Below are 12,046 nucleotides of genomic sequence, written 5' to 3'. Positions count from 1 at the left end.
ATTGCATGTCATTATTTCAAATTAAAAAACAAATTGATTCGATAAATAAAACCAAACAAATCACCAATGCTATGCGTCTAGTCTCCACTTCTAAATATAATCGGATGGTTCAAGAGGCTAAGAATTATGATATATACAGTTTAATGGTGCGTAAGCTGGTTTATTATATTATTTCACGTAATATCCCTCGTTTCGTAAATACAGATCTTCAAAGTAATATTGGACTCGATCCAATTGATTACCACCATATGTTAGTTCAAAGACCAGTGGTTAAGACTGCTTACTTGGTGATTAGTTCTGACAAGGGTTTAGCCGGAGATTACAATTCTTCCTTGATTAAGAAATTCGATCAATATCTGAAGACTCATCATGAGGATTTTTCTGAGATTGTCGTGCTAGGGATTGGTGATCCGATTATCAAGTATTGCAGAGCTAATGGCATCACTATGACTTTTAAAACGCATAATATCTCCGACTATCCAACCTTTACTGAAGTTCAAAAAGTGATTAAAGAAGCTATCGAGGGTTATAATAATAAAACTTACGACGCTTTGAAAGTGGCTTATAATCACTCTGAAAATATTATGCAGACCCAATTACGCTTAGAGACTCTGCTTCCTTTAGGCAATATTGAATTTCCTGAGGATAGTGCTGATGAAGATATTGATTATATTATTGAACCGGATCCAGAAGTAGTTCTTGATGAGCTATTGGTTAAATTCGTTGAAAGTCAAATTTATGGTGCTATTATTGATGCCAAAACTGCTGAGCAAGCGAGTCGAATGCAAGCCATGAACCAAGCAACGCAGAATGCCGAGGATTTAATTTTTAATTTGAAGAAGCAATATAATCAACAGCGTCAATTAAGAATCACCAATGAAATCTTAGATATTATTAATGGGTCGGCAGCACAGCAATAAGTGAAAGAAGGCTAAAGAATGAGAATTGGACATATCGAACAAATTATGGGGCCGGTAATCGATGTGAATTTCCCGGTTGAAGGGGGGTTCCCCGATATTCACAATGCCCTCGTAGTCTATCCAGACTTAAATGATCAAGAATTAACTGAAGAGAATATGGCCCAAGCTCACTCTATTGTATTAGAGGTAGCGTTAGATATGGGCGATGGCTTAGTTCGAACAATTGCCATGGAAGCTACTGAAGGATTAGCTCGAGGGATGGTTGTGGTTGATTTAGATCGAACCATAGAGGTTCCCGTGGGTCGTAAAACTTTGGGGCGGGTCTTCAACGTATTAGGAGATACAATTGATGGATTGGAAGATTTAGAAGAACCTGTTCAAAGACAATCGATTTACCGGACTGCTCCTACCTATGAGGATTTAACTAATGATTATCAAATCCTTGAGACCGGTATTAAAGTAATCGATTTACTTGCACCCTATTTAAAAGGTGGTAAGATTGGCCTCTTTGGGGGAGCGGGTGTCGGTAAAACTGTACTGATTCAAGAACTGATACATAATATCTCCGAACAATTAGGCGGGATTTCTGTCTTTACTGGTGTCGGAGAGCGGACACGTGAAGGGAATGACTTAGTCTATGAGATGCGTGAATCTGGAGTAGATAAGAATACAGCTTTAGTATTCGGTCAGATGAATGAGCCGCCAGGCGCACGGATGCGTACCGTTCTAACGGGCTTAACAATGGCAGAATATTTCCGTGACACCATGAAACAAGATGTCCTCCTCTTTGTGGACAATATCTTCCGTTTCACTCAAGCTGGTTCTGAAGTATCAGCCTTATTGGGACGGATGCCTTCGGCAGTGGGTTATCAGCCGACGCTAATGACTGAGATGGGATCAATGCAAGAACGGATTGCATCTACTTTAGATGGATCTATTACTTCGATTCAAGCCGTCTACGTGCCAGCAGATGACTATACGGACCCTGCTCCAGCAACGACCTTTACCCACTTGGATGCGACGACTAACCTCGATCGTAAATTAACTGAGCAAGGAATTTACCCCGCGGTGAATCCTTTAGACTCTACTTCCATTGCCTTATCAGAAGAAATTGTGGGTGAGCGTCATTATCGTATCGCTCGTTCAGTTCAAGCGACCTTGCAACGTTATAAAGAATTGCAAGATATTATTGCTATCCTCGGGGTCAATGAATTGAGTGATGAAGAACAGATTATCGTTAAACGAGCTCGACGGATACAACTTTTCTTATCACAAAACTTCCATGTGGCAGAATCCTTTACGGGTATTCCTGGTTCCTTTGTGAAAGTATCGCAAACACTTGATGGATTCGAAGGCATTCTACAAGGTAAGTACGATAACTATCCTGAAGAAGCGTTCCGAAATGTCGGCCCGATTGAGGATGTGATTGCTAAAGCCCAATCAATGACGGATAAAGGGAGCGATAGCTGATGACTGAGACGAAGAAGCGCTTCATGCGTTGTGAAATTATTACCCCCCAAGGGTTAATTTATTCTCACCGGGTCAAAAGTATTTCCCTCCAATCACAAAACTCTGGTATGACTTTACTTTATAATCACATGCCGATTGTTACAACGGTTGATATCGGGGTGATTAAAGTGATTCGGGTGACCGATGATAAGGAATTACCAAATTATATCGCCGTTAACGGGGGTGTGCTAGAAATGCATGATAATGTGTGTACCATTGTAGCCACTTATGCCATCAGAGCGCGCGATATTGATGATGGAGCTGTATTGATTGAGAAGCAAGAAGCTGAAGCTGCAGCAGCTGCAGCGTTGAGTCGTAAAGATGTGGTAGCATACAAGCGGGCTCAACTCAGTCTGAAACGCGCTTTGAACATGCTCGAAGTCAGCAAGTTAAAACCCTAAAAATTTTCCTTATTAGTCTAGTTTGTTTCATTGGCTAATAAGGATTTTTTTGCTTATAATGTTACTTATTAGCTTATCGTATTAAGTAGAATTAGAAATAATGAATAGAAGGAGCAGGATACGATGTTATACAACAATATTGTTGAAGCGATTGGAAATACTCCACTCATTAAATTAAACGGATTAGATGAAGAAATGGCCAATGTCTACGTAAAATTAGAAAGCAGAAACCCAAGCGGAAGTGTTAAAGATAGACCGGTTCGTGCAATTCTTGAAAACATGTTAGAAACTGATGCGATACAAGAAGGTGGCGTGATTGTTGAACCAACCAGTGGTAATACTGGAATTGCCTTAGCAGCAGCTGGAGCTGCTTTAGGATTGAAAGTGGTCTTAGTGATGCCTGAATCAATGAGTATTGAACGTCGCAAATTAATGACGGCTTATGGCGCTGAAATTGTTCTTACCGGGGAAGGTGGAATGGCGACTGCGGCTAAGAAAGCTCAAGAAATTGCAGATGAACGTCAAGGTCTAATTTTTGGCCAATTTACCAATCAGCTGAACCCACAATCTCATGAAGAAACTACCGCTAAAGAGATCCTAGCCGATTTGAATCAGGTCGATGGATTCGTTGCTGGTTTCGGAACAGGGGGTACCGTTACCGGAGTCAGTAAAGTGCTTAAGGCTAATAATTCAGATACTTTAGTTTGGGCATTAGAACCTAAGGACTCTCCATTAATTAGTCAAGGAAAAGCCGGTGGCCATAAGATCCAAGGAATTGGAGCGAACTTTGTTCCTGAGGTGTTAAATTTAGAACACATCGATGAAGTTAAAGTGGTTGCGAATGAGGATGCCATTAATACTGCTGTGGCAACAGCTAAAGAACAAGGCATCTTGGCTGGAATTTCTTCAGGTGCTAACATCTTTATGGCACTTCAAATGGCTAAAGAATTAGGAAAAGGAAAGAACGTAGTAACGATTGTCGCAGATACTGGTGAGCGTTACTTATCTTCAGGTATTTTTGGAAATGAAGGCGAATAAGCAGAAATGGAAGGAACTAGCTCATTATATTATGGCCAATGATCCGGCGAATCCTTCTTACCGTGAAGTGGTTCAATTATATCCAGGATTTAAAGCCATAAAAAATCATGAGCCAGCCCATCGCGCTTATTTGAAAGGACGTCACTTTCTTGCCCGCAAGCTTTCAGAACGTAATCGACATCAGACAGGCATTGAAATTCACCCAGGAGCTGAATTGGGCGATAATATCTTTATTGACCATGGTATGGGTGTTGTGATTGGTGAGACCGCGATTGTTGGTGACCGTGTTAAGATGTATCATGGGGTAACCTTAGGCGGACTTCATGGACATGCCGGTGAAAAGCGCCATCCAACCATTGAACATGATGTTGAAATTGGGGCCCATGCGATTCTTCTTGGTGATATTACTATAGGCCACCATAGTAAAATTGGTGCCGCAGCGGTAGTCTTGGAAGATGTCCCGCCTTATTCAACAGTGGTGGGGGTACCCGGTCGTGTCATTCACCGTCATAAATAAGTGAGGCCAATACTGATCAAACCCATTATGACAAACTTTGACCAAGCTCGTTTAGTGAGAGGTCATTCGTTCAATTCATAAAATGTAGAATTAACTTCAAGCAAAAGCTGAATATTTACCCATAAGATGTGAAATTTATCTCGGCGTTGACTGATATTTGTCCTATTTAAGTCAATCTCTGATATATTTTCAAGAATATTACTTGTTTCTTCAAGTAATTATTATTGGGTAAATGTTCAGTTTATTTTGCTTGATGAATGATTGGTCGATGATGGGAAGACTCAATCATATTTTTTGTTATTTGGATTCGTTTACATTTGTCAAGACTTTTACATTCTTTTTTAAATAAGCTATTATATTAGTTGACTGGTATAAAGGAGGCAAGGGATGCAGACTTATCAATATCCGATTGATCCAGATTGGACCACTGATGAAATTATCAAGGTCGTATCGTTCTTAAATGTGGTCGAGAAGGCCTATGAATCTCAAATTTCATGTCAAGAATTTGACCAGCATTATCAGGCCTTTAAAGAGGTTGTAGATAGTATTGCTGGTGAGAAACAAATTGACCGCCAATTTAATGAGGTTAGTGGCTATTCAATCTATCAATTAGTTAAGAAACGAAGAAGCCTTGATCAGGCAACTGTATTGAAGATGAACTAGGGGGAAGAATGGATTTTTTATTACATCAACGGATAGGGGTTTGGATGAAACAAGCTGGCCAACTCTTACTTGAATCCCTCAACGAATCATTACATATTGAAGAGAAGAAGAGTCCTCGTGATTTGGTTACTGAAATGGATCGATTAGTTGAACGCTTCTTCCGTGATAAGATGCAGACCTACTATCCAAGTCATCGAATGATTGGTGAAGAAGAGACAGGCAAACACTTACAAAGTACACAAGGGTATCTTTGGCTACTGGATCCAATTGATGGAACGATGAATTTTATTAAACAAAAAGATAAATTTGCAATTATGTTAGGCATTTATCAGGATGGTCAACCTCTGGCGGGCTATATTTATGATGTGATTCAAGATAATTATTATTATGGCCTTGTGGGTGAAGGAGCTTATCTTAATGATGTTCCGCTGGAGCCTTTGCCAGTAAATCAACTTGAAGATTGTTTGATTGCTGGGAATCCTTTTCACTTTATGGATCATGAAGATGCTTTCTTCCATATTTATCGTAAATCCTTAGGGATTCGTTATTATGGTTCAGCGTCTTTTGAAATCATTGGTGTCCTTAAAGGGGAATTGGGTGCCTATCTATCGGTCGGTTTACAACCCTGGGATTTTGCGGCTGGTTATGCAATCTGTCAAGCTCTTGGTTTTAAAGTGACAACTTTAGATGGATTGCCTCCCGACATCCTTCAAGCCTCTACAATAATCTTTGCACCGCCCCTAATCCATCGAGAAATCATGTCGATGGTTGAATCAACGAATAAATAGGAGAAATAAATATGAAAACAAGAGAAACTATTCGAAATATTGCCATTATTGCTCACGTTGACCATGGTAAGACTTCCTTGGTCAATGAATTACTCAAGCAGTCTGACACCTTGGACGCCCGTACTGAACTTGGCGACCGCGTGATGGATAATAATGATATTGAAAAAGAGCGCGGTATTACCATTTTGGCTAAAAATACAGCCGTTCAATACAAAGGGCATCGAATTAACATCTTAGATACTCCTGGGCACGCGGATTTCGGTGGAGAAGTAGAACGGATTATGAAGATGGTTGATGGGGTGCTCTTAGTGGTAGATGCTTATGAAGGAACCATGCCTCAAACTCGTTTCGTACTGATGAAAGCCTTAGAAGCTGGGGTAACCCCGGTAGTTGTGGTAAATAAAATTGATAAGCCTTCTGCTCGTCCTCAAGAAGTTGTTGACGAAGTTCTTAATTTATTTATTGAGCTCGGAGCAGATGATGAACAAATTGAATTTCCAGTCGTATATGCTTCTGCTCTTAATGGAACCTCAAGTTTATCTGATGACCCAGCTGATCAAGAAGCAAGTATGGATGCTATTTTTGATACTGTTCTAAAATATGTTCCGGCCCCCGTTGATAATTCAGAAGAACCGCTGCAGTTCCAAGTTTCCCTGTTAGACTATAATGATTACGTGGGTCGAATTGGGATTGGTCGGATCTTCCGGGGGAAAGTCCGAGTAGGTGATGCGGTGACCTTGATTAAGTTAGATGGTAGCAAGAAGAATTTCCGAGTTACCAAATTATTTGGTTTCTTTGGCTTAGATCGGGTAGAAATTCAAGAAGCGAGTGCGGGTGACCTCATCGCTGTTTCCGGTATGGAAGATATCTATGTTGGTGAGACCGTGACAGCTCAAAGTCATCCTGAACCGCTACCTATTCTCCATATTGACGAACCAACTTTACAAATGACTTTCTTAACTAATAATTCTCCATTTGCCGGCCGCGAAGGAAAATTTGTGACTGCTCGCAATTTGGAAGATCGTCTGATGAAAGAACTTCATACAGATGTATCCTTACGAGTTGAACCGACGGATTCACCCGATGCCTTTATCGTTTCTGGACGGGGTGAATTACATCTATCGATTCTCATTGAGAATATGCGTCGACAAGGCTATGAATTTCAAGTGTCACGGCCAAAGGTAATTATTCGTGAAATCGATGGCGTTCAACATGAACCGTTCGAAAGTGTTCAAATTGACACACCAGAAGAATATATGGGGTCTGTTATTGAAGCCCTAGGCCAACGAAAAGCCGAGATGGCAGATATGATTAATACGGGAACGGGTCAAGTTCGGATTATCTTCTTAGTACCTGCCCGGGGCTTAATTGGCTTCTCGACGGAGTTCATGTCTATCACCCGTGGATACGGTATTATGAATCATACATTTGATGAATACCGTCCAGTGGTTCCAGGTAATATTGGTCGCCGGCGTTCCGGGGCCTTGGTGTCAATTGATCAAGGCCAAGCCACGACTTATTCCATTATGAACTTGGAAGATCGAGGAACTATCTTTGTTGAACCTGGTACTGAAGTATATAGTGGTATGATTGTGGGGGAACACAGTCGTGAGAATGATTTAACAGTCAATATTACTAAAGCCAAACAGTTGACGAACGTTCGTTCAGCGACCAAAGATCAAACTGCTGTCATTAAGCAACCGAGAATCTTAACCCTTGAAGAATCCATTGAATTTATGGATGATGATGAGTATTGTGAAATTACCCCAGAATCCATTCGTCTGAGAAAAATTATCCTAGATAAGGGAGCCCGGGAGAAATCGAATAAAAAAGCCAAATAAGTCTTGAGCATTTTCTTTTGGTTGATGGTCGGTCGATGCTATACTTAGGTTAACAAGCCAAAAGATACAGGAGGAATTAGAATGACTTTCAAATTACCAGATTTACCCTATGCTTACGATGCTTTAGAACCTGTCATTGATGCAGAAACAATGAAATTGCACCACGACAAACATCACAACACTTATGTTGAGAATCTTAATAAAGCAGTTGAAGGTACTGAATTTGCTGATAAGAGTATCGAAGATTTAGTTGCTCATCTTGATCAAGTTCCAGAAGACATTCAAACTGCAGTCAGAAATAATGGTGGCGGTCACTTAAATCATAGTTTCTTCTGGGAAACCTTAGTATCTCCAAGTTCACAAAAAGAAATGCCAAAAGAACTTGAAGATAAATTAGTCGATGCCTTTGGTTCGGTGGACGCTTTCAAAGAAAAGTTTGAAGCCGCAGGCAAAGGTCAATTCGGTTCTGGTTGGGCTTGGTTAGTTGATAATCAAGGAACTTTAGAAGTAGTTTCAACTCCAAATCAAGACAACCCAATCAGTGAAGGAAAAACTCCGCTATTAGGTGTAGACGTGTGGGAACATGCTTATTACTTAAAATATCAAAACCGTCGTCCTGAATATTTAAAAGCTTTCTGGGATGTTGTTGATTGGGATAAAGTTGCTTCACGTTTAGCATAATGCCTTGTCTTCGTATTCATCATTCACTTGAAAATATTTAAGACAACTCGTTTTATAAGCTTATTTTTAAGACCTAAGTGCCTGTACTTAGGTCTTTTTTTGGTTTATTGTAATGGTTGGCTGAGGGATTTAAGCAGAAAGCTTGAATGACAAAGGAATTAGTCAGAGGTCGTTGAGGCGAGAGAAATTGTTTGCTATAATGAGACGGATAAAATTGAAAGGGGAGAACAGTGAATGACGTCAAATCATTTTTATGACGAAACCGAACATTCTCCTGTACGAAAACATGATCGATTTACGGGATATTGGTCACAGTTTAAGACCAATTTTGATTGGCCAATTTTCTTCTTTATGGCAACTTTAATTATTTTTGGTTTGGTCATGGTTTTCTCATCTACCATGTTTTTACCGATAAATGGGGGACCGGCTGACCCATTTTCAGCTTTATGGCGGCAAATAGCCGCAGTCATGGCAGGTTTATTGTTAGGCGTCATTGCTTTTGTCACGCCGAGTCGTTATTATCGCAATCCAGTGATCTTATTGCTTGCGATGACAGTCATTATTTTATTATTGCTTTATACTCGTTTTTTTGGTCAAGAAGCTTTCGGAGCTAAGAGTTGGATTTTTCTTTTTGGATTTTCTTTTCAACCTTCTGAATTAACCAAAGTCTTCGCTATGTTATCGATTGCTTGGTTATCGGAATATACAAGTCGAGAAGTCCGCTTAACTCAAGAAGCTTTTCGCAAGTTTCCCATTCCTAATCTACTCGTCGTCTCTTTGATCATCACATTAGCGCTGATTTTCTTACAACCTGACTTGGGAATGTTATTGATTATTGCCTTATCGCTTGGTTTTTTTTGGTTGATTCAGAAAGAGAAACAAGGTCGGAATTTAATTGCTTATGTGGCCTGTATCGTCTTATTTGGGGTCTTTTATGCGTTTTCGTCTTATTTTTCAACTTATTTAATCCAATCAGGTACTCATTTTCTTGAAAGATTGGGAATTTTTGTGAATCCTTTCGCTGATCCAAGTGGGGTGGGCTACCAATTAGTCAATGGTTATACAGCAATGAGCAAAGGCAGTTGGTTAGGTCAAGGTTTAGGCCAAGGCACTATGAAATATGGCCAAATTCCAGCGATTAATAATGATTTTATCTTGGTTAATATTATCGAAGAACTGGGTTTCATTGGCGGAATCATTTTATTAATGATATTCTTAATGTTCTTTATGCGACTCTTCCGTAAAGCGGCCTTGATGGTTGATCCCTATCGTTCTAAAGTTATTACTGGTCTTGCTTTGGTTTTAGTGATTCAAACAGCTACCAATATTGGTGGTGTGCTAGGCATTATTCCGCTAACAGGTGTAACCTTACCCTTTATAAGTTCGGGCGGTTCAAGTATCATTATAAGTATGGTTGGTGTTTTCTTGATATTAAAGATGATATATATAGATAATAAAGAACAGGCAATTCAAAATAAGTAGGTGATAAGATGGAATTAATTAAGCGGCAGGGTCTCATTGTTTGGTTGTACACATTGAAACATAGCAATGTATTAAAACGTTATGGCTTTGTTCACTATATCAGTCAACGATTAAAGTATGCTGTGATGTATGTTGACCAAGATCAAACCGATAAAACCATCAAACAGTTGGAGCAATTACATTTTGTAAGAAATGTTGAACTTTCTTATCAGGACGATATTGATATGACCTTCGCGGATGTCTTTGACCAGGAAGATCAGGATGATAGCAATCACGAGAACGGTGAATTCTTCTTACAAATTGCCGAGCAAATTCGTGAAAATCAGGCTCAAGATTAGGAGAAGAGCATGCGAATTATTTCTGGAAAATATGGGAGTCGTCATTTAAAAGCTGTTCCCGGTAATCATACTCGACCGACGACAGATAAAGTTAAAGAATCTATCTTTAATATGTTAGGGATGAACTTTAGTGGAGGCAACGTCCTCGATTTTTATGGCGGATCGGGAGCCTTGGCCATCGAAGCGATTTCACGAGGGATGGACCTTGCTGTAATTTGTGATAATTATCGACCAGCGATTGAGACGATTAAAGCCAATGTGTCAGTAACCAAAGAAGCTGATCGCTTTACTATTTTGGCTGGCGACCATTATCATCGTTTGAAGGTCTATCTTAGTGAGCAGCCAAGCCAATTCGATTTGATTTTTCTAGATCCACCTTATAAGCAAGCGGCTATTGAGAAAGATGTTAGCTTTTTTGAAGAGATGGATTGTGTTAAAGTGGGCAGTTTAATCGTGGTTGAAACGGGAAAAGACACTACTTTGAGAGAAGGGATTGGTGCTTTTTCTTTATTAAAAGAGAAGATTTACGGTGAAAGTTACATTAGAATATATCAGAAAGGTGAAAGCAATCATGACTAAGAAAAAAATTGGGATTTATGCTGGAAGTTTTGACCCGCTGACCCATGGACACATTGATATTATTCGGCGAGCTAGCAAGATTTTTGATGAATTGATTGTCTTGATTGCCATCAACACAAGTAAGAAAACCTGGTTCACTGCTGAGGAACGGGTACTTTTAACTCAGCAAGCCGTGGATCAAATTTCGAATGTTCGTGTTGACACCTTAAGAAATGGACTGATTGCTAATTATTATCATCGGGTCGGCGCATCGGCTTTGGTTCGCGGAATTCGTAATTCCACCGATTTTGAATATGAATACGGAATTGCTTCAGCTAACAAAAAACAATGCGCGAACTTGGATACGGTGGTTCTATTCGCGTCAGATCAATATCGCTATTTAAGTTCTAGCTTGATTAAAGAAATTGCCTATTTCGATGGAGATATCACCGATATGGTTCCAGAGAATGTGAATCAGGCCATGCAGATTCGTAAGAAAGAATTAGCTCTACAACAGAGCAAGTAAAGGAGTGAAGGCGGAATGTCTCATAAAGAAGCTGCCTTAAAATCGTTTATTGGAATTCGGCGCACATCAGACCGATTACTTAAACTGGCAAAAAACGATGCTAAACAATATGGCTTAAATATTAATGAATTTGCCGTGCTCGAGGTACTCTATCATAAGGGGCCTTCTACGGTTCAATTAATTACCGAAAAGATTCTGATTGCCAACTCATCAACGACTTATATAATCGATCAACTGTGTTTGAAAGATTTGGTCTATCGCGAGAGTTCTTGTCAAGATCGGCGGGTCTGTATTGTTCATTTGACTGAGAAAGGGCGAGAACTCATCGCAAAATCTTTCCCGTGTCATGCTGATCGGATTGAAGAAGCTTTTGAAGATTTAGAAGAAAGTGAAATGAAGACGTTAATTAGTCTGTTGAAACGCATTAAATAGAAGTTACCATATTTATTATGCAGAAAGAGAGGCGGATTTTATAATCAACTTAGCCACCGCTAAAAAATAATAAAAGCCATGTAAATTCATGTTATATTTAAGTCACGACACAAAAATATAAGAAGGATGAATTTACATGACGCAAACTCACTTTACCACATCTGACCGCAAATCAAAACACTTATCGTTCAAAGAACGGGGCCAAATTGAATTGTTGAAAAAACAAGGCTATTCTAACCGAGCCATTGCGCGAATACTGGGACGGGCGCCCCAAACAATTCATAACGAAATCAAACGGGGTACGGTGGAACAAGTCCGTCAACAAAAGCAACATGGGAAGGTTTATACCTAT

The 12,046-nt window shown here is 39.7% G+C and carries 15 protein-coding genes; all 15 read left to right on the top strand.

Annotated features, from left to right (window positions below; translation table 11 throughout):
- Window positions 1-5: 5 nt before the first annotated feature.
- Window positions 6-920, top strand: a complete 915-nt coding sequence (atpG, locus tag BMX34_RS02235) for an ATP synthase F1 subunit gamma (protein ID WP_092570333.1) — start codon at window positions 6-8, stop codon at window positions 918-920.
- 18 nt (window positions 921-938) lie between these two features.
- Window positions 939-2,390 carry a F0F1 ATP synthase subunit beta gene (gene atpD / locus BMX34_RS02230; RefSeq protein ID WP_092570331.1) on the top strand — a complete coding sequence of 484 codons (1,452 nt, stop codon included), beginning with the start codon at window positions 939-941 and terminating at the stop codon, window positions 2,388-2,390.
- Window positions 2,390-2,830, top strand: a complete 441-nt coding sequence (atpC, locus tag BMX34_RS02225) for an ATP synthase F1 subunit epsilon (protein ID WP_092570329.1) — start codon at window positions 2,390-2,392, stop codon at window positions 2,828-2,830. Before atpD ends, atpC begins: the two co-directional genes overlap by 1 nt.
- A 123-nt stretch (window positions 2,831-2,953) precedes the next feature.
- On the top strand, window positions 2,954-3,868 hold the full coding sequence (gene cysK, locus BMX34_RS02220; protein ID WP_092570327.1) for a cysteine synthase A: 915 nt from the start codon (window positions 2,954-2,956) through the stop codon (window positions 3,866-3,868).
- Window positions 3,855-4,385, top strand: a complete 531-nt coding sequence (gene epsC, locus BMX34_RS02215; protein WP_092570325.1) for a serine O-acetyltransferase EpsC — start codon at window positions 3,855-3,857, stop codon at window positions 4,383-4,385. The genes cysK and epsC overlap by 14 nt, the downstream gene beginning before the upstream one ends.
- A gap of 387 nt (window positions 4,386-4,772) precedes the next feature.
- Window positions 4,773-5,048, top strand: coding sequence for a UPF0223 family protein (locus tag BMX34_RS02210; protein WP_092570323.1), 276 nt, complete (start codon window positions 4,773-4,775; stop codon window positions 5,046-5,048).
- Window positions 5,049-5,056: 8 nt separating this feature from the next.
- Entirely contained in the window at window positions 5,057-5,836 is a 780-nt protein-coding gene (locus BMX34_RS02205; RefSeq protein WP_092570321.1) for an inositol monophosphatase family protein, read from the top strand.
- An 11-nt stretch (window positions 5,837-5,847) separates the two neighbouring features.
- The gene (gene typA / locus BMX34_RS02200; protein WP_092570319.1) at window positions 5,848-7,677 is read left to right on the top strand and encodes a translational GTPase TypA; all 1,830 of its coding nucleotides are present in this window, start codon (window positions 5,848-5,850) and stop codon (window positions 7,675-7,677) included.
- Between the two features lie 81 nt (window positions 7,678-7,758).
- Complete coding sequence (locus BMX34_RS02195; RefSeq protein WP_092570317.1) at window positions 7,759-8,358, top strand: superoxide dismutase; 600 nt, start codon at window positions 7,759-7,761, stop codon at window positions 8,356-8,358.
- Between the two features lie 234 nt (window positions 8,359-8,592).
- Complete coding sequence (locus tag BMX34_RS02190) at window positions 8,593-9,840, top strand: FtsW/RodA/SpoVE family cell cycle protein (protein WP_092570315.1); 1,248 nt, start codon at window positions 8,593-8,595, stop codon at window positions 9,838-9,840.
- A gap of 8 nt (window positions 9,841-9,848) precedes the next feature.
- Window positions 9,849-10,178 (top strand): YlbG family protein, encoded by a 330-nt coding sequence (locus tag BMX34_RS02185; protein WP_092570312.1) that lies wholly within the window; start codon window positions 9,849-9,851, stop codon window positions 10,176-10,178.
- Between the two features lie 9 nt (window positions 10,179-10,187).
- Window positions 10,188-10,757, top strand: a complete 570-nt coding sequence (gene rsmD, locus BMX34_RS02180; protein ID WP_092570310.1) for a 16S rRNA (guanine(966)-N(2))-methyltransferase RsmD — start codon at window positions 10,188-10,190, stop codon at window positions 10,755-10,757.
- Entirely contained in the window at window positions 10,750-11,262 is a 513-nt protein-coding gene (gene coaD / locus BMX34_RS02175) for a pantetheine-phosphate adenylyltransferase (RefSeq protein WP_092570307.1), read from the top strand. The genes rsmD and coaD overlap by 8 nt, the downstream gene beginning before the upstream one ends.
- A gap of 15 nt (window positions 11,263-11,277) precedes the next feature.
- Window positions 11,278-11,694 carry a MarR family winged helix-turn-helix transcriptional regulator gene (locus tag BMX34_RS02170; protein WP_092570305.1) on the top strand — a complete coding sequence of 139 codons (417 nt, stop codon included), beginning with the start codon at window positions 11,278-11,280 and terminating at the stop codon, window positions 11,692-11,694.
- 136 nt (window positions 11,695-11,830) lie between these two features.
- The coding region (locus BMX34_RS02165; protein ID WP_143440716.1) for a helix-turn-helix domain-containing protein at window positions 11,831-12,046 on the top strand (216 nt) is incomplete at its 3' end.

This window comes from Ignavigranum ruoffiae, assembly GCF_900110675.1.
Lineage (GTDB): Bacteria > Bacillota > Bacilli > Lactobacillales > Aerococcaceae > Ignavigranum > Ignavigranum ruoffiae.
This window is presented reverse-complemented; position numbering and strand designations above follow the sequence as displayed.

What these genes read in the sequence shown, in the direction of transcription:
- atpG (WP_092570333.1), top strand. Translation starts at nt 6, where the DNA reads ATGTCATTATTTCAAATTAAAAAACAAATTGATTCGATAAATAAAACC.
- atpD (WP_092570331.1), top strand. Translation starts at nt 939, where the DNA reads ATGAGAATTGGACATATCGAACAAATTATGGGGCCGGTAATCGATGTG.
- atpC (WP_092570329.1), top strand. Translation starts at nt 2,390, where the DNA reads ATGACTGAGACGAAGAAGCGCTTCATGCGTTGTGAAATTATTACCCCC.
- cysK (WP_092570327.1), top strand. Translation starts at nt 2,954, where the DNA reads ATGTTATACAACAATATTGTTGAAGCGATTGGAAATACTCCACTCATT.
- epsC (WP_092570325.1), top strand. Translation starts at nt 3,855, where the DNA reads ATGAAGGCGAATAAGCAGAAATGGAAGGAACTAGCTCATTATATTATG.
- BMX34_RS02210 (WP_092570323.1), top strand. Translation starts at nt 4,773, where the DNA reads ATGCAGACTTATCAATATCCGATTGATCCAGATTGGACCACTGATGAA.
- BMX34_RS02205 (WP_092570321.1), top strand. Translation starts at nt 5,057, where the DNA reads ATGGATTTTTTATTACATCAACGGATAGGGGTTTGGATGAAACAAGCT.
- typA (WP_092570319.1), top strand. Translation starts at nt 5,848, where the DNA reads ATGAAAACAAGAGAAACTATTCGAAATATTGCCATTATTGCTCACGTT.
- BMX34_RS02195 (WP_092570317.1), top strand. Translation starts at nt 7,759, where the DNA reads ATGACTTTCAAATTACCAGATTTACCCTATGCTTACGATGCTTTAGAA.
- BMX34_RS02190 (WP_092570315.1), top strand. Translation starts at nt 8,593, where the DNA reads ATGACGTCAAATCATTTTTATGACGAAACCGAACATTCTCCTGTACGA.
- BMX34_RS02185 (WP_092570312.1), top strand. Translation starts at nt 9,849, where the DNA reads ATGGAATTAATTAAGCGGCAGGGTCTCATTGTTTGGTTGTACACATTG.
- rsmD (WP_092570310.1), top strand. Translation starts at nt 10,188, where the DNA reads ATGCGAATTATTTCTGGAAAATATGGGAGTCGTCATTTAAAAGCTGTT.
- coaD (WP_092570307.1), top strand. Translation starts at nt 10,750, where the DNA reads ATGACTAAGAAAAAAATTGGGATTTATGCTGGAAGTTTTGACCCGCTG.
- BMX34_RS02170 (WP_092570305.1), top strand. Translation starts at nt 11,278, where the DNA reads ATGTCTCATAAAGAAGCTGCCTTAAAATCGTTTATTGGAATTCGGCGC.